Origin of the sequence: Pseudomonas syringae pv. cilantro, from assembly GCF_001293775.1 — a bacterium.
GTDB lineage: Bacteria > Pseudomonadota > Gammaproteobacteria > Pseudomonadales > Pseudomonadaceae > Aquipseudomonas > Aquipseudomonas syringae_P.
In genome coordinates this window covers 436,651-452,998 of the sequence record NZ_LGLN01000013.1, presented here as the reverse complement: position 1 = coordinate 452,998, position 16,348 = coordinate 436,651, and the positions used below count along the sequence as shown (strand labels likewise).

Sequence of the window (16,348 nt, the reverse complement as noted above, 5' to 3'; positions counted from 1 at the left end):
CGCTCGGGGACGAAAAATGCTTATAATGCCCAGCGTTTTTTTCGTTTAACAAAGCTTCAAGGCATGTTCATTTGTAAATGCCTGCGCTTAACCCATTATTTTTTCTGGAAATCCAAAAGCCTTGATACGCCTGCTGAAGTTTTTGTGGTGGTCCCTCGTCGCGGTCTTCTGCTCGCTGTTACTCGGCCTGAGCGGCGCCTTTCTCTACCTGAGCCCCACCCTGCCGTCCGTCGAGGCGCTGCGAAGCATCCAGCTGCAAATCCCCCTGCGCGTATTCAGCAGCGACGGCAAGCTGATCGCCGAATTCGGCGAAATGCGCCGGACGCCGATTCGCTTTGCCGAAATCCCGCCCAATTTCATCAATGCACTGCTATCCGCCGAAGATGACAATTTCGCCAACCACTACGGTGTCGACCCCAGCAGCCTGATGCGCGCCGCCACACAGCTGGTGAAGAGCGGTCACATTCAATCGGGCGGCAGTACGATCACCATGCAGGTCGCGAAGAACTTTTTCCTGACCAGCGAAAGAAGCTTTTCACGCAAAACCACCGAGATCCTGCTTGCCTTGCAAATCGAGCGCCAACTCACCAAGGACGAGATTCTCGAGCTGTACGTGAACAAGATTTATCTGGGTAACCGGGCTTACGGTATCGAGGCGGCGGCGCAAGTCTACTATGGCAAATCGATTCGCGATGTAAGCCTTGCGCAAATGGCCATGATTGCCGGTCTGCCCAAGGCACCGTCACGTTTCAACCCACTGGCCAACCCGACCCGGGCCAAGGAACGCCGCGACTGGATCCTCGGGCGCATGTACCGCCTGGGCAAGATCGACCAGACCGCTTACCAGACCGCCTTGAACGAGCCACTCAACGCCAGCTATCACGTACAGACCCCGGAAGTGAATGCACCGTACATCGCCGAAATGGCCCGTGCGGAAATGGTCGGCCGTTATGGCAGCGAGGCCTATACAGAGGGCTTCCGCGTCACGACCACGGTGCCGAGCGACTTGCAGGAGCACGCCAACAAGGCGATCCAGCAGGGCTTGATCGACTACGATCAGCGCCATGGCTATCGCGGTCCGGAAAGCCGCTTCGCCGGCATGACCCGCGCCAACTGGGTACAGGAACTCAGCAAACAACGCACGATCAATGGTCTTGAGCCGGGCATCGTCACTCAGGTCGACAAGACCGGGTTGCGCGTCCTGACCCGCAATGGCGAGAAAGAAGAGACGGTCGACTGGGCCACCATGAAGTGGGCGCGCCCTTATCTGAACACCAACAGCCTGGGCGCCAATCCCAAGCAGCCGGGCGATGTGGCAAAGGTCGGTGATCTGGTTCGCTTGCTGCGTCAGGACGATGGCTCGCTGAAATTCAGTCAAATTCCCGTCGCGCAAAGCGCGCTGGTTTCGCTTGATCCGCAAAACGGCGCCATTCGTGCGCTGGTCGGCGGTTTCGCGTTCGAGCAAAGCAACTACAACCGGGCCATGCAGGCCAAGCGTCAGCCGGGCTCCAGCTTCAAACCTTTCATCTATAGCGCCGCACTCGACAACGGCTACACCGCGTCGAGCCTGGTGAACGACGCCCCTATCGTGTTCGTCGATGAGTATCTGGACAAGGTATGGCGTCCAAAAAACGACACCAACACATTCCTCGGCCCGATCCGCCTGCGTGAAGCGCTGTACAAGTCGCGCAACCTGGTTTCGATCCGTCTGCTCCAGGCACTGGGCATCGACAGCACCATCGATTACATCACCCGCTTCGGATTTGCCAAGCAGGACCTGCCGCGCAACCTGTCGCTGGCCTTGGGTACGGCCACGCTGACCCCGATGGAAATCGCCACCGGCTGGGCCACGTTTGCCAACGGCGGTTACAAGGTCAGTCCATATCTGATCCAGACCATCGAGAACCGTGACGGCCAGACGTTGTTTGTCGCCAATCCGCCAAGCGTTCCAGCCAACGACGCCAAGACCGCGCCGAACACCTCGACCTTTGCCGTGCATGACAACCCTGGCATTGCTGCCACCACAGCACCGGGCACACCCACCGAACCGCAAACGCCAGCCTTTGCAGAACGCATTGTGGATGGCCGCACGACGTACATCCTGAACAGCATGCTGCAGGACGTGATCAAGCGTGGTACCGGGCGTCGCGCCTTATCGATGAACCGGCCGGATATCGCAGGCAAGACCGGTACGACCAACGATTCCAAGGATGCATGGTTCTCCGGCTATAACGCTGACTACGTCACGACGGTCTGGAGCGGTTTCGACCAGCCAGAGAGCCTTGGGCGTCATGAGTTTGGCGGCACGGTCTCGCTGCCGATCTGGATGGATTACATGAGCGCAGCGCTCAAGGACAAGCCACCGCACCAGCAAGCTGAACCGGACGGCATTCTCAGCCTGCGCGTCGACCCACTGAGCGGCCGCGCGGCCACGCCAAGCACGCCGAATGCGTTCTTCGAACTGTTCAAAAGCGAAGACACACCGCCAAGCGTCAACGAACTGGGCGGCAGCAGTGCCCCCGGCAGCCCGCTGCCAGCAGACGAGTCAGCGCCCATCGATTTGTTCTGATACGCAGGTATGTGACGCAGAGCGTCACGACAGGCACTCCCACGCTGGAGCGTGCGGAACGATGATCCTGACGATCGTCGCATGTAGCTCTGGACGCTCCGCGACCGCTTTAAGTGTTACCAGACATAAAAAAACCCCTGCATCGCTGCAGGGGTTTTTTATTGCTGCGTGATCAGCCGTTGAACACGTCGTCCACACTGGTCAGCGGGTAGTGCTTCGGATACGGCAGGGTGGCAACGCCGCTCTCGATGGCCGCCTTGGCAACCGCATCGGCGATCAGACCCAACAGGCGGGTGTCCATTGGTTTCGGGATGATGTACTCACGACCGAATTCCAGCTTGATCCCGCCGTAAGCATCGCAGACTTCCTGAGGCACTGGCAGTTTGGCCAGTTCACGCAGAGCGTTGGCCGCCGCGATTTTCATTTCCTCGTTGATGCGCTTGGCGCGAACGTCCAGAGCACCACGGAAGATGAACGGGAAGCCCAACACGTTGTTGACCTGGTTCGGGTAGTCCGAACGGCCAGTCGCCATGATCACGTCGCTACGGGTAGCGTGAGCCAGCTCAGGGGAGATCTCCGGATCAGGGTTCGAGCACGCGAACACGATCGGGTCCTTGGCCATCAGCTTGAGGTTTTCAGGGCTCAGCAGGTTCGGACCGGACAGGCCCACAAACACGTCAGCACCGTCCAGCGCGTCAGTCAGCGAGCGCTTTTCAGTCGCGTGAGCGAACACGGCCTTGTACTGGTTCAGGTCGGTGCGGCCAGAGTGAATCACGCCGGTGCGGTCGACCATGAAAATGTTTTCGATTTTCGCGCCCATGCTCACCAGCAGCTTCATGCACGAGATGGCAGCAGCGCCCGCGCCCAGGCAGACGATCTTCGCCGAATCGAGGCTCTTGCCGACGATTTCCAGCGCGTTGATCATGCCGGCTGCGGTCACGATAGCGGTGCCGTGCTGGTCATCGTGGAAAACCGGAATGTCGCACTGCTCGATCAGCGCTTTCTCGATTTCAAAGCACTCAGGTGCCTTGATGTCTTCCAGGTTGATGCCACCGAAGGTAATCGAGATACGCTTGACGGTGTCGATGAACGCCTGCGGGCTTTCGGAATCGACTTCGATATCGAAAACGTCGATACCGGCGAAACGCTTGAACAGAACCCCTTTACCTTCCATGACGGGCTTGGACGCCAATGGACCCAGATCACCGAGGCCGAGAATCGCGGTGCCATCGGAAATAACTGCTACCAGATTGCCTTTGCCGGTGTACTTGTAAGCCAGCTCAGGGTCACGGGCGATTTCACGCACGGGTTCAGCAACGCCAGGGCTGTAGGCCAGAGCCAGGTCACGGGCGGTTGCGGTCGGCTTGGTGAGTTCGACGCTCAGCTTCCCCGGACGAGGATTGGCATGGTATTCGAGCGCGGCAGTTTTCAGATCTGACATGTATTGGATTCCGCTTTTTTTACTGTGGGACAGACGGACCGCCGAGGATACGCAAGATGCCTGGTCCTAACAAGACTGACCAGTCACTGCTGTCAAGAGGCGCGGCCTTAGACTTTACGCTTAGAAAGCGGACGTGCTCAGCATCGCAGAATGGGTCAACGGCAGCAGCCAGCGCGACTGGCCTGATTTTAGACCACCCCGACGAGCGCGATCGACCACCCAGCCGCGCGCTTCAATCTTTTTGCCTTTGAGGCGCTCGAGCGCTGCCATGTCGAACCCGGACACGTTGTCCGGTGCAATGCGCAGCACCAGCGAGCCCGGCAACTCAATCCACACGCCGCCGCGATTGCGCTGCACGCTCTTGACCTGTCCGGACACTACGGCAAAGCCGCTTTTAGCGATGCTGTCAGACGCCTGCACCGGCGAGTTGCGCCACAGGCCCAGCCTGGCCTGACGTGCCTGACGCTCTGCACTTTGCTGGCAATCGACCAGCGCAACATTGGGTGCGACGGCGACCAGATAACCCAGACCTTCGCTCAGCAATTGCGCTTCAAGGTTTGCACCATCACGCCCATAGACGTTGGCCAGCGTGCGACCGTAATGATCCTTGCTCTGCTGACCGACCCGCAGACGGACCTTGCCGCCGCTGTCATCCACCAGCGCTCGCAGCCTGCGCCTGGCGGCTTCGGCAAGCGGCTCGGCCGACTGGCCTTTTTTGCCGGTTTCAGGCGTATTGAGCCCGATCATCCGCACGCTGCGGCCATCGGTCAGGCGCAGTGTGTCGCCGTCGACCACGTGCTGCACCTGCGCGACCGGCAACGAGTCTGGCGCAGGGCAGAACGCCTGCGCGCAGGACAGCCAGATCGCAGACATAAAAAAGACGCCCACAAGGGGCGCCTTTTCAAGCAGCCTGGAGATGCCCAAGGGGCAACCAGCTCAGCTTCAGTCTTGCTTCGCTTTGGTTGCGCCGAACGCACCGAAACGGGATTTGAACTTGTCGACACGGCCGCCAACGTCAAGCATCTTCTGCTTGCCGGTGTAGAACGGGTGGCACTCGTTGCACACGTCCAGGCTCAAAGGGCCGGTCAGGGTGGAACGGGTTTTGATGACATTGCCGCAGCTGCAGGTCGCGTCAATGGCTTCATAAACTGGATGGATATCAGCTTTCATCGGTACTTCCTCGGTCTAACGCGCCGCCACCCAACACTATTGTTGAATACCGCACGGAAATAGGCTGCGGATAGTACCAGACAATTGCAACGACGCAAGCGAACCTTCACACCAGTCGTCTGCTAAGATCGCGCCTTCTTATTACCGACCACCACAGGGAAACATCGCGTGCCCGACGCCATCCTGCGCCTTGCCCTGCCCTCGCCGCTTCGCCGCCTGTTCGACTATCGCGCCCCTGCCGGTGTGTCGCGTAGCGCCTTGCAGCCCGGCATGCGCCTGCGGGTGCCGTTCGGAAGACGGGAAATGATCGGCATTCTGGTGGAAGTGGTCGATCACAGTGAAGTGCCTGCCGACAAGCTCAAACCCGCGATTGCCCTGCTCGACAGCGAAGCGCCGTTGCCGCCCGCGCTGTTCAGGCTGTGCCTGTGGACGTCGCAGTATTACCAGCACAGCCTGGGTGACACGTTGAGCTGGGCCTTGCCGGTGCTGCTGCGTCAGGGCGACCTGGCCGAGAGCCGCCAGGAACGCTTCTGGCACGTGACCGCCACCGCCAGCGTCGATGACCCGCGTATCGCTCGCGCGCCCAAACAGCGTGAAGCGCTGACCACCCTTGCCCAGCACCCGCACGGCGTGGCGCATCAGTTGCTCAGCAAGCTGATGCTTAATAAGGAAAGCCTCAACCTGCTGCTGGCCAAAGAGCTGGTGTACGTCGAAGTGCGCAGTCACGCGCCCAGCGCACGCCATGAACACTGGCTGGCCCAGCCGGAATTACCCCTCAATACCGAGCAGCGTGCCGCTTACGAGGCGATCCGTGCCGGGTTCGACAGTTTTCACGCATTTTTGCTGGCAGGCGTGACGGGCAGCGGCAAGACCGAGGTCTATCTGCAACTGATCCGCGAGACGCTGGAGGCGGGCAAACAGGCGCTGGTGTTGATCCCGGAAATCAACCTCGGCCCACAAACGCTGGCGCGTTTCGAACAACGCTTCAATGCCCGCATCGCACTGGTGCATTCCGCCGTCAACGACCGCGAGCGACTGGATGCCTGGCTGGCCGCCCGCGATGGCGAAGCCGACATCATCATCGGTACGCGTTCGGCCCTGTTCACGCCGATGAAGAACCCCGGCCTGATCATCATCGACGAAGAACACGACGGCTCCTATAAACAGCAGGAAGGTCTGCGTTACCACGCCCGCGACCTGGCGCTGGTGCGGGCCCGTCAGGAAAACATTCCTATTGTGCTCGGCTCGGCCACGCCCTCTCTGGAAAGCCTGCACAACGCCTACACCGGACGCTACGGCCTGCTACGCCTGAACCAGCGCGCAGGCGGCGCGCAACAGCCGCGCTTCATGCGCCTGGATGTCAAAAGCAGGCCGCTGGACAGCGGGATTTCCGGGCCGATGCAACAGGCCATCGGTCAGACGCTTGCGGCAGGCCAGCAGGTGCTGGTGTTTCTCAATCGACGCGGCTTTGCGCCAACGCTGCTGTGCCATGACTGCGGCTGGATGTCCGGTTGCCAGCGTTGCGACGCGCGTATGACCGTACATCAGCGCTCTGCCGAGCTGCGCTGTCATCACTGCGGCTATGTCGAGCGCGTGCCGCGGCAGTGCCCTTCGTGCGGCAAAGTGGATTTGCGCCCTGTCGGCGCCGGCACCGAGCGCGCCGAAGAGCGGCTGGCAATCATGTTTCCGGACTTTCCGGTGCTGCGCGTCGACCGCGACAGCACGTCGCGCAAGGACGCCATGAACCAGTTGTTCGCGACCATCCAGCGCGGTCAGCCGTGCATTCTGGTCGGCACCCAGATGCTCGCCAAGGGTCATCACTTCCCAAGGGTGACGCTGGTGTCGATTCTCGACGCCGACGGCGGATTGTTTTCCGGTGACTTCCGGGCCAGCGAGCGCATGGCGCAGTTGATCGTGCAAGTGGCCGGGCGTGCAGGACGTGCCGAGGAACCGGGCAAGGTGATCATACAGACTCATCTGGCCGACCATCCGTTGCTGATCCAGCTCACCGAACAGGGTTATTTCGCGTTCGCCGAACAGGCCTTGAGCGAACGTCGCTCGGCCGGTCTACCGCCGTTCTCGCACCTGGCCCTGCTGCGTGCCGAGGCCCACAAACCCGGTCAGGCCGAGGCCTTTCTCGATCAGGCCTGCAGCGAAGCCGAACAACTTCTGACGCAGATGAGCCTGGGCGGCATCGAGCTGCTGGGCCCCGTTCCCGCACCGATGGAACGCCGCGCCGGGCGTTATCGCGCGCAGTTACTGGTGCAGTCCAGTGCACGTGCGCCGCTGCATAAATTGCTCAGTACCTGGCTGCTCGCGCTGGAGCAAATGCCCAGCGGCCGGCAAGTCAGGTGGTCGCTGGATGTGGACCCGGTGGATCTTTATTAGGTCACGCCGTTGGCAAGCAGGCTCCGGCAACGGATAATGCGGAGTTTTTCCACCTGCGCATCGAAGCGCCACCGCGCTTGCGGTCGAAGAGAGCCCCATGAAAGACACCATTCGCCAGCTGATTCAACAAGCCCTGACCCGTCTCGTCACCGAGGGCGTCTTGCCAGAAGGGCTGACGCCGGCGATTCAGGTGGAAAACGCCCGTGACAAGACCCATGGTGACTTCGCCAGCAATATCGCGATGATGCTCGCCAAGCCTGCCGGGATGAAGCCGCGCGATCTGGCTGAAAAACTGATCGCTGCGCTGCCGGCCGACGATCAGGTCAGCAAGGTCGAAATTGCCGGGCCGGGCTTTCTGAATTTCTTCCAGAACACCGCCGCACTGGCTGCGCGCCTTGACGCGGCGTTGCTCGACGCGCAGTTGTCGGTCCGCAAGGCCGGTGCCGCGCAGCGTGTGGTGGTCGATCTGTCGGCACCGAACCTGGCCAAGGAAATGCACGTGGGTCATCTGCGCTCGACCATTATTGGCGACGGCGTGGCGAACGTGCTGACGTTTCTGGGCGACACGGTCATTCGCCAGAATCACGTCGGCGACTGGGGCACCCAGTTCGGCATGCTGTTGGCCTATCTGCAGGAAAAACCGGCGACCAGCGACGAGCTGTCCGACCTGGAAGACTTCTATCGCGCCGCCAAGCAGCGCTTCGACGAGTCCGAAGAGTTCGCCGAGCGCGCTCGCGGGCTGGTGGTCAAGTTGCAGGCTGGCGACGCCGAGTGCCTGACGCTGTGGAAGCGCTTCAAGGATATTTCGCTGTCCCACTGCCAGGATATCTACGAGCGCCTCAACGTCAGACTGACCCCGGCCGATGTCATGGGCGAAAGTGCCTATAACGATGACCTGGCCAATGTGGTCAACGATCTGAAAGCCACCGGCCTGCTGGTCGAGAGCAACGGCGCGCAGTGCGTGTTCCTCGAAGAATTCCGCACCGCCGATGACACACCACTGCCGGTGATCGTGCAAAAGGCCGGTGGCGGTTATCTGTATGCCACCACCGACCTGGCTGCCATCCGCTATCGCAGCAAGGTGCTCGAAGCCGACCGCGTGCTGTATTTCGTCGATCAGCGTCAGGCACTGCATTTCCAGCAGGTATTCGAAGTGGCTCGCCGCGCGGGCTTCGTTCGCAACGGCACTCAGCTGGAGCACATGGGTTTTGGCACCATGAACGGCGCCGATGGCCGCCCGTTCAAAACCCGCGATGGCGGTACGGTCAAGCTCGTCGACCTGCTCGATGAAGCCGAAGAACGTGCTTACACGCTGGTGAAGGAAAAGAACCCGGAGGTCGCCGAGGCCGAGCTGCGCAGCATTGCCAGGGCGGTGGGAATCAGTGCGGTGAAATACGCTGATCTGTCCAAGCACCGTGCCAGCGACTACAGCTTCAACTTCGATCAGATGCTCAGCTTCGAAGGCAACACCGCGCCTTATCTGCTGTACGCCTACACCCGGGTAGCCGGTGTGTTCCGCAAGCTGGGCACGCCGTTTGACGCCGACAAGGGGCACATCGTCCTTGAAGCGCCGCAGGAGCAGGAACTGGCAGCACGTCTGGCGCAGTTCGCTGAAACATTGAACAACGTCGCAGAAAAAGGCACACCGCACGTACTTTGTGCTTACCTGTATGACCTTGCGGGTCTGTTTTCCAGCTTTTATGAAAACTGCCCGATCCTTGGTGCGGAAAGTCCCGATCAGCAACAGAGCCGTCTGCGTCTGGCTGCCCTGACCGGCCGCACCCTCAAGCAAGGCCTGGACCTGTTGGGTCTGGAAACTCTGGAGCGTATGTAAGTTGGCAGTTGCGAAGAAGAAACCGGCACCCAAGCGGGGCGCCAGCCGTTATCAGGCACCCGCGAAGAAACCGATTCCAGGATGGTTGTGGCTGGCGATTGGTCTGACCGTAGGCGCATTCGTGGTCTTTCTGATGAAGCTCGAGCCGGGCGGCGAAGACGTCAAGCGGGTCAAGGCGGACGCCAAGGCTGCGAAAATCGCCGAAGCCAACAAGACGCCGCCGAGCCCGACCGCGCCGGTCAAGCCCAAGTACGACTTCTACACGCTGCTGCCGGAATCGGAAGTGATCGTGCCCAACGAAGCGGTGCCGGAGAAGACGCCACCGCCCGTGGCGCCGACGGCTCCGGTTTCGCCCGAACAGGCCGCCAAGATCGACACCGCACGCGCTCAGGCAGCGCTTAGCGGTTTGACGCCACCACCGGCCCCGCCCGTGGCGACGACCAAGCCAGCGGCAGTCACGACGTTCTTCCTGCAAGCGGGCTCGTTCCGCAAACAGGCCGACGCCGAGAAGGTACGTGCGCAAATCATCCTGCTGGGCCAGACGTCGACCGTCGAATCCGGCACGGTGAAGGATGAAACCTGGTATCGCGTGCTGGTCGGCCCGTTCAGCAACCGTGAACAACTGACGACCGCTCAGAAGCAACTGGCAAGCGGCGGGTTCAGCAACCTGTTGCTGCAACAACGCCAGAGTCGCTAGCCGGAGCGGGATTTACGGTGATGCTGGAGCGTGCGGAACGATAACCTCAACTATCGTGCGACGCTCCGCGTCCTCATTGCAAATGCGTCGTGTGAAAGACCGTCTTCGCGGACAAGTCCGCTCCCACTGGAGCCGGAGGAACGATGATCCCGACTATCGTGCTCCTGGCGGCGCTGATTGGTGTTTGTTAACGCCTTCCCCGTCTTCATCTATTTATCTCTCCGCGTCAGGCCATGTCGTAAACGCACCTTTGTGTGGCGTCCATAGGCATTTGACGTCTTTGGTCCGGCCCTACCATCGCTCTCAGAGGGCTCTGTTCGGCCCGACCAAAAAGTCAGGCGCAGCGGCGCCGCCGGGAGATCCGCGATGTTCAGCAAGCAAGACCAGATTCAGGGTTATGACGATGCACTGATGTCGGCCATCAACGCCGAAGAGCAGCGTCAGGAAGACCATATCGAGCTGATCGCCTCGGAAAACTACACCAGCAAGCGCGTGATGCAGGCTCAAGGCAGCGGCCTGACCAACAAATACGCCGAGGGCTATCCCGGCAACCGTTACTACGGCGGCTGCGAGCATGTCGACAAGGTCGAGCAACTGGCCATCGAGCGCGCCAAACAGCTGTTCAGTGCCGACTACGCCAACGTCCAGCCACACTCAGGCAGCCAGGCCAACGCCGCTGTCTATCTGGCGCTGCTGCAGGCGGGTGACACCGTGCTGGGCATGAGCCTTGCGCATGGCGGTCACCTGACCCACGGCGCCAAGGTCAGTTTTTCCGGCAAGCTGTACAACGCCGTGCAGTACGGTATCGACACCTCTACCGGCTTGATCGATTACGACGAAGTCGAGCGCATTGCCGTTGAATGCCAGCCAAAAATGATCATTGCCGGTTTCTCGGCCTATTCCAAAACGCTGGATTTCCCCCGCTTTCGCGAAATCGCTGACAAAGTGGGTGCCTATCTGTTCGTCGACATGGCCCACGTCGCCGGTCTGGTCGCAGCCGGTTTGTACCCCAATCCGCTGCCGTATGCCGACGTGGTCACAACCACCACCCACAAAACCCTGCGTGGCCCGCGCGGCGGTCTGATCTTGGCCAAGGCCAACGAAGAGCTGGAGAAGAAATTCAATTCCGCCGTCTTTCCCGGTGGTCAGGGTGGCCCGTTGATGCACGTCATCGCCGCCAAGGCCGTGTGTTTCAAGGAAGCGATGGAGCCCGGCTTCAAGGCGTATCAACAGCAGGTCATCGATAACGCACAAGCGATGGCGCAAGTCTTCATCACGCGCGGCTTCGACGTGGTCTCCGGCGGTACTGACAACCACCTGTTTCTGGTCAGCCTGATCCGTCAGGGTCTGACCGGCAAAGAGGCCGACGCCGCGCTGGGCCGTGCGCACATCACCGTCAACAAGAACTCGGTGCCCAACGATCCGCAGTCACCCTTCGTGACCTCGGGCCTGCGCATCGGCACCCCGGCCGTTACCACGCGCGGTTTCAAGGTGACCCAGTGCATCGAACTGGCAGGCTGGATCTGCGACATTCTCGATAACCTCGGTGATGCCGATGTCGAGGCCAATGTCGCCGGCCAGGTCGCAGCCCTGTGCGCCGATTTCCCGGTTTATCGCTGAGTCAGGAGTAGCCTTACATGCAGCATTACTCAGGCTTCGGCCTTCTCAAGCATTCTCTCAGCCACCACGAAAACTGGCAGCGCATGTGGCGCACGCCAACGCCGAAGAAGGTCTACGACGTGGTGATCGTCGGTGGCGGCGGACACGGTCTGGCGACCGCTTATTACCTGGCCAAAGAGCACGGCATCACCAACGTGGCAGTAGTCGAGAAAGGCTGGCTAGGGGGCGGCAATACGGCGCGTAACACCACCATCGTGCGCTCCAACTACCTGTGGGACGAGTCGGCGCATCTTTATGAGCACGCGATGAAGCTATGGGAAGGCCTGTCTCAAGACCTGAACTACAACGTCATGTTCTCCCAGCGCGGCGTCTACAACCTGTGTCACACCTTGCAGGACATGCGCGACTCCGAACGCCGCGTCAGCGCCAATCGCCTCAACGGCGTTGACGGCGAACTGCTCAACGGCAAGCAGGTCGCTGAAGAAATTCCGTACCTGGACTGCTCGAAAAACACCCGTTACCCGATCATTGGCGCAACCGTTCAACGCCGTGGCGGCGTGGCCCGTCATGACGCCGTGGCCTGGGGCTTCGCGCGCGCTGCCGACGCCTTGGGCGTGGACCTGATTCAGCAAACCGAAGTCATCGGTTTTCGCAAGGAAAACGGCGTGTGCATCGGCGTCGAAACCAACAAGGGCTTCATCGGCGCCAAACGCGTTGGCGTCGTCACAGCCGGTAACTCCGGGCACATGGCCAAACTGGCGGGTTTCCGTTTGCCGATCGAGTCGCACCCTTTGCAGGCGTTGGTTTCCGAGCCGATCAAGCCGATTATCGACAGCGTGATCATGTCCAACGCCGTGCACGGTTACATCAGCCAGTCCGACAAAGGCGATCTGGTGATCGGTGCCGGTATCGACAGCTGGGTCGGCTATGGCCAGCGCGGCTCGTACCCGGTGATCGAACACACCATTCAGGCCATCGTCGAGATGTTTCCAGTCTTGTCCCGCGTGCGTATGAACCGTCAATGGGGCGGCATCGTCGACACCACGCCGGACGCCTGCCCGATCATCTCCAAAACGCCGGTAGCCAATATGTTCTTCAACTGCGGCTGGGGCACCGGAGGCTTCAAAGCCACGCCGGGCTCGGGCAACGTGTTTGCCGCCAGCCTGGCCAAAGGCGAAATGCACCCGCTGGCCAAGCCCTTCTCCATCGACCGCTTCCACAATGGCGCGCTCATCGACGAACACGGCGCCGCAGCCGTAGCCCACTAACAGGAGAACCTGACCATGCTGCATATCTTCTGTCCTCACTGTGGCGAACTGCGCTCCGAAGAGGAATTTCACCCGTCCGGCCAGGCGCATATCCCGCGCCCGCTGGACCCCGCCGCCTGCACCGATGAGCAATGGGGCGACTACATGTTCTTCCGCGACAACCCGCGTGGCCTGCATCACGAACTGTGGATTCACGCCGCCGGCTGCCGTCAGTACTTCAACATGACGCGCAACACGGTGACCTACGAGATTCTCGAAACCTATCCGATCGGTAGCAAGCCGCAGTTCACGGATCAGGGAGAAAAGGCATGAGCCAGAGCAATCGTCTGCCCAACGGCGGCCGCATCAACCGCAGCAAAGTGCTCAACTTCACCTTCAACGGCCAGACCTATCAGGGCTTTGAAGGCGACTCGCTGGCGTCCGCGCTGCTGGCCAATGGCGTTGACATCATTGGTCGCAGTTTCAAGTACTCCCGGCCACGCGGCATCTTCGCAGCGGGTTCGGAAGAACCAAACGCCGTGTTGCAGATCGGCGCGACCGAAGCGACGCAGATCCCCAACGTGCGCGCTACGCAGCAAGCGCTTTATTCCGGGCTGGTGGCGACCAGCACCAACGGCTGGCCGAGCGTAAACACCGACGTGATGGGCATTCTGGGCAAGGTCGGCGGCAAACTGATGCCACCGGGTTTCTACTACAAAACCTTCATGTACCCGCAATCGTTCTGGATGACGTACGAAAAATACATCCGCAAGGCCGCGGGCCTGGGCCGTTCGCCAACCGAAAACGATCCGGACAGCTACGACGCAATGAACCAGCACTGTGACGTGCTGATCGTCGGCGCAGGCCCGGCTGGTCTGGCCGCTGCTCTGGCTGCGGGCCGCAGTGGCGCCAGAGTGATTGTCGCCGACGAGCAGGAAGAGTTCGGCGGTAGCCTGCTCGACAGCCGCGAAAGCCTGGATGGCAAACCCGCTGCCGAGTGGGTCGCAAGTGTGGTGGCCGAGCTGAAAAGCCTGCGTAACGTCACCCTGCTGCCTCGCGCTACGGTCAATGGGTATCACGATCACAATTTCCTGACCATTCATGAGCGCCTGACCGATCACCTCGGTGATCGCGCGCCCATCGGCATGGTCCGCCAGCGCATGCACCGGGTACGCGCCAAACGTGTGGTGCTGGCTGCCGGCACGCACGAGCGGCCGCTGGTGTATGGCAACAACGATGTGCCAGGCAACATGCTCGCCGGTGCAATCTCGACGTACGTCCGTCGTTACGGCGTCGCGCCGGGCAAAAAACTGGTGCTGTCCACCAACAATGATCACGCTTACCGCGTCGCGCTGGACTGGCTCGACGCCAGCCTGCAAGTCGTTGCGATTGCCGATGCACGGCACAATCCGCGCGGCCCGCTGGTTGAAGAGGCACGCGCCAAAGGCATCCGCATTCTGACCGGCAGCGCGGTGATCGAAGCCCGTGGCAGCAAACGCGTCACCGCTGCACGGGTCGCCGCCATCGACGTTAAGTCACACGCCGTTGCCAGCCCCGGTGAATGGCTGGAATGCGATCTGGTTGCCAGCTCCGGCGGGTACAGCCCCATCGTCCATCTGGCCTCGCACTTGGGCGGCAAGCCGGTCTGGCGTGAAGACATCCTCGGTTTCGTACCGGGCGAAGCGCCGCAGAAACGCATCTGTGTGGGCGGCGTGAACGGTGTTTACAGCCTCGCCGACAGCCTGGCGGACGGCTTCGAAGGTGGCGTGCGCGCTGCCAGTGAAGCAGGCTTCAAGATTGTCGAGGCCGTAATGCCCAAAGCACTCAGCCGCGCGGAAGAACCGACGCTGGCGCTGTTCCAGGTGCCGCACGAAAAAGGCACCGCGCGGGCACCCAAACAATTTGTGGACTTTCAGAACGACGTGACTGCCGCCGCCATCGAGCTGGCGACCCGCGAGGGTTTCGAGTCGGTCGAGCACGTCAAACGCTACACCGCGCTGGGCTTCGGCACCGATCAGGGCAAGCTGGGCAACGTCAACGGTCTGGCCATCGCCGCTCGCTCACTGAACGTGTCGATCCCGGACATGGGCACCACCATGTTCCGCCCCAACTACACGCCGGTGACCTTCGGCGCGATTGCCGGGCGTCATTGCAAGCACATCTTCGAGCCGGTGCGCTTCACCGCGCTGCATGCCTGGCACATCAGAAACGGTGCCGAATTCGAAGACGTCGGCCAATGGAAACGCCCGTGGTACTTCCCGAAAAACGGCGAAGACCTGCCCGCAGCCGTCGCTCGCGAATGCAAGGCGGTGCGCGACAGCGTCGGCCTGCTGGACGCCTCGACGCTGGGCAAGATCGACATTCAAGGCCCGGACGCCCGCGAATTCCTCAACCGCATCTACACCAACGCCTGGACCAAGCTGGACGTGGGTAAAGCGCGTTACGGCCTGATGTGCAAGGAAGACGGCATGGTCTTCGATGACGGCGTGACTGCCTGCCTCGCCGACAACCACTTCCTGATGACCACCACGACGGGCGGTGCTGCACGCGTCCTGCAATGGCTGGAAATCTATCAGCAGACCGAATGGCCGGACCTGAACGTGTATTTCACTTCCGTGACTGATCACTGGGCGACCCTGACATTGTCCGGCCCCAACAGCCGTAAGCTGCTGAGCGAAGTGACCGATATCGACCTGGGCCGTGAAGCCTTCCCGTTCATGACCTGGAAAGAAGGCCTGGTCGCAGGCGTGCCAGCGCGGGTGTTCCGTATTTCGTTTACCGGCGAGCTGTCCTACGAGGTCAACATCCAGGCCGACTACGCAATGGGCGTTCTGGAAAAGATCGCCGAGGCCGGCAAGCAATACAACTTGACGCCTTACGGCACCGAAACCATGCACGTACTGCGTGCGGAAAAGGGTTTCATCATCGTCGGTCAGGACACCGACGGCTCGATGACCCCGGACGACCTGAACATGGGCTGGTGTGTCGGCCGCACCAAACCGTTCTCGTGGATCGGCTGGCGCGGCATGAATCGCGAAGACTGCGTGCGTGAGCAACGCAAGCAGCTGATCGGTCTCAAACCCGTCGATCCGACCCAATGGCTGCCGGAAGGTGCGCAACTGGTGTTCGACACCAAACAGGCAATCCCGATGAGCATGGTCGGCCACGTGACCTCCAGCTACGCGCACAACTCGCTGGGCTATTCGTTCGCGATGGGCGTGGTCAAAGGCGGCCTGAACCGGATCGGCGAGCGCGTGTTCGCGCCGCTGGCCGATGGCAGCGTGATCGAAGCCGAGATCGTCTCGTCGGTGTTCTTCGACCCGAAGGGCGAGCGTCAGAATGTTGAGTAAACAGCAGGGCCAAACAGAATTCAAAGCAGGTG

Annotated in this window: 11 protein-coding genes; 8 read left to right on the top strand and 3 right to left on the bottom strand. The window is 61.0% G+C overall.

From position 1 onward, the window contains the following. The first annotated feature begins 124 nt into the window (after positions 1-124). On the top strand, positions 125-2,569 hold the full coding sequence (locus tag ABJ99_RS03405) for a penicillin-binding protein 1A (RefSeq protein WP_375232731.1): 2,445 nt from the start codon (positions 125-127) through the stop codon (positions 2,567-2,569). Between the two features lie 172 nt (positions 2,570-2,741). On the opposite strand, the gene ABJ99_RS03400 is transcribed toward ABJ99_RS03405, so the two are convergent. The 3 genes from ABJ99_RS03400 to rpmE all read right to left on the bottom strand — a co-directional run bounded on the left by ABJ99_RS03400 (position 2,742) and on the right by rpmE (position 5,180). Further along, positions 2,742-4,010 carry a malic enzyme-like NAD(P)-binding protein gene (locus tag ABJ99_RS03400; protein ID WP_007248063.1) on the bottom strand — a complete coding sequence of 423 codons (1,269 nt, stop codon included), beginning with the start codon at positions 4,008-4,010 and terminating at the stop codon, positions 2,742-2,744. Between the two features lie 120 nt (positions 4,011-4,130). After that, positions 4,131-4,934, bottom strand: coding sequence for a thermonuclease family protein (locus tag ABJ99_RS03395; protein WP_054084608.1), 804 nt, complete (start codon positions 4,932-4,934; stop codon positions 4,131-4,133). Between the two features lie 18 nt (positions 4,935-4,952). Next, positions 4,953-5,180 (bottom strand): 50S ribosomal protein L31, encoded by a 228-nt coding sequence (gene rpmE, locus ABJ99_RS03390; RefSeq protein WP_007248065.1) that lies wholly within the window; start codon positions 5,178-5,180, stop codon positions 4,953-4,955. Between the two features lie 168 nt (positions 5,181-5,348). On the opposite strand from rpmE, the gene ABJ99_RS03385 reads away from it, so the two are divergent. From ABJ99_RS03385 to ABJ99_RS03355, 7 genes are all read left to right on the top strand, one after another. Then, the gene (locus tag ABJ99_RS03385) at positions 5,349-7,568 is read left to right on the top strand and encodes a primosomal protein N' (RefSeq protein WP_054084607.1); all 2,220 of its coding nucleotides are present in this window, start codon (positions 5,349-5,351) and stop codon (positions 7,566-7,568) included. Between the two features lie 97 nt (positions 7,569-7,665). Continuing rightward, entirely contained in the window at positions 7,666-9,402 is a 1,737-nt protein-coding gene (gene argS, locus ABJ99_RS03380) for an arginine--tRNA ligase (protein WP_054084606.1), read from the top strand. 1 nt (position 9,403) lies between these two features. Then, the gene (locus ABJ99_RS03375; protein ID WP_002551645.1) at positions 9,404-10,099 is read left to right on the top strand and encodes an SPOR domain-containing protein; all 696 of its coding nucleotides are present in this window, start codon (positions 9,404-9,406) and stop codon (positions 10,097-10,099) included. A 366-nt stretch (positions 10,100-10,465) separates the two neighbouring features. Continuing rightward, positions 10,466-11,719 (top strand): serine hydroxymethyltransferase, encoded by a 1,254-nt coding sequence (gene glyA, locus ABJ99_RS03370; RefSeq protein WP_054084605.1) that lies wholly within the window; start codon positions 10,466-10,468, stop codon positions 11,717-11,719. A gap of 17 nt (positions 11,720-11,736) precedes the next feature. Continuing rightward, complete coding sequence (locus ABJ99_RS03365; RefSeq protein ID WP_054084604.1) at positions 11,737-12,987, top strand: sarcosine oxidase subunit beta family protein; 1,251 nt, start codon at positions 11,737-11,739, stop codon at positions 12,985-12,987. Positions 12,988-13,002: 15 nt separating this feature from the next. After that, positions 13,003-13,299, top strand: coding sequence for a sarcosine oxidase subunit delta (locus ABJ99_RS03360; RefSeq protein ID WP_003379926.1), 297 nt, complete (start codon positions 13,003-13,005; stop codon positions 13,297-13,299). Continuing rightward, positions 13,296-16,316, top strand: coding sequence for a sarcosine oxidase subunit alpha (locus ABJ99_RS03355; RefSeq protein ID WP_054084603.1), 3,021 nt, complete (start codon positions 13,296-13,298; stop codon positions 16,314-16,316). The genes ABJ99_RS03360 and ABJ99_RS03355 overlap by 4 nt, the downstream gene beginning before the upstream one ends. The last annotated feature ends 32 nt before the right edge of the window (positions 16,317-16,348 follow it).

Bases quoted from the DNA above. Each gene is read 5' to 3' on its own strand.
- ABJ99_RS03400 (WP_007248063.1), bottom strand. From the start codon at position 4,010: ATGTCAGATCTGAAAACTGCCGCGCTCGAATACCATGCCAATCCTCGT.
- rpmE (WP_007248065.1), bottom strand. From the start codon at position 5,180: ATGAAAGCTGATATCCATCCAGTTTATGAAGCCATTGACGCGACCTGC.
- argS (WP_054084606.1), top strand. From the start codon at position 7,666: ATGAAAGACACCATTCGCCAGCTGATTCAACAAGCCCTGACCCGTCTC.
- glyA (WP_054084605.1), top strand. From the start codon at position 10,466: ATGTTCAGCAAGCAAGACCAGATTCAGGGTTATGACGATGCACTGATG.
- ABJ99_RS03365 (WP_054084604.1), top strand. From the start codon at position 11,737: ATGCAGCATTACTCAGGCTTCGGCCTTCTCAAGCATTCTCTCAGCCAC.
- ABJ99_RS03360 (WP_003379926.1), top strand. From the start codon at position 13,003: ATGCTGCATATCTTCTGTCCTCACTGTGGCGAACTGCGCTCCGAAGAG.
- ABJ99_RS03355 (WP_054084603.1), top strand. From the start codon at position 13,296: ATGAGCCAGAGCAATCGTCTGCCCAACGGCGGCCGCATCAACCGCAGC.